Annotated in this window: 1 protein-coding gene; it reads right to left on the bottom strand. The window is 68.4% G+C overall.

Annotated elements, in window-relative coordinates:
- On the bottom strand, positions 1-1,025 hold a 1,025-nt coding region (gene ilvA, locus VSR34_RS37990; protein ID WP_342965185.1), incomplete at both ends, for a threonine ammonia-lyase, biosynthetic.

Below are 1,025 nucleotides of genomic sequence, written 5' to 3' on the forward strand. Positions count from 1 at the left end.
GCCATCGACGAAAGGAAGCGCATGAGCGCGCCCGGGCGCTCGGGGAACTCGAAGCGGAACAGGCGCTCGTCGTGTGCCAGAGGCGAGCGCCCGCCCACCATGTAGCGGATGTGCTGCTTCGAGAGCTCGTCGCCGGTGAGGTCGACGCTCGGAAAGCCGTGATCGACGAAGGCCTTCGCGATCTGCTGCGACTCGCCACGATTGCGGATCTGCACGCCCACGAAGATGTGCGCGCGTTCGGCGTCGTCGATGCGGTAGTTGAACTCGGTCACGCTGCGCGTGCCGACCAGTTCGCAGAAGCGCCTGAAGCTGCCGCGCTCTTCGGGGATCGTCACCGCGAACACCGCCTCGCGCGCCTCGCCCACCTCCGCGCGCTCGGCCACGAAACGCATGCGGTCGAAGTTCATGTTCGCGCCCGAGGTGATCGCCACGAGCGTTTGCCCCTCGATGCCTTCGCGTTCCGCATACTGCTTCGCGCCCGCCACGGCCAGTGCGCCCGCCGGTTCGAGCACGCTGCGCGTGTCCTGGAAGACGTCCTTGATCGCCGCGCACAGCGCGTCGGTGTCCACCGTCAGCACCTCGTCGAGATACTCCCGGCACAGGCGGAAGGTTTCCTCGCCCACGAGCTTCACGGCCGTGCCGTCGGAGAAGAGGCCCACTTCGCTCAGTTCCACGCGCTCGCCCGCCTTGATCGACTGCGCCATCGCGCAGGAATCGTCGGTCTGCACGCCGATCACGCGGATGTCGGGGCGCACGGCCTTCACGTAGGCAGCCACGCCGGCGGCCAGCCCCCCGCCGCCGATCGGCACGAAGATCGCGTGAATCGGGGCCTGATGCTGGCTCAGCACTTCCATCGCCACGGTGCCCTGGCCGGCGATCACATCGGGATCGTCGAATGGATGGACGAAGGTCAGGCCGCGCTCCTCCTGCAGCCGTACGGCGTGGGCGTAGGCGTCGCTGTAGGACTCGCCCGCCTGCACGACCTCGACGGTGGCGCCGCCATGGGCGCGCACCGCATCGACCTT

It is taken from the genome of Paraburkholderia sp. JHI2823 (assembly GCF_038900695.1).
GTDB lineage: Bacteria > Pseudomonadota > Gammaproteobacteria > Burkholderiales > Burkholderiaceae > Paraburkholderia > Paraburkholderia mimosarum.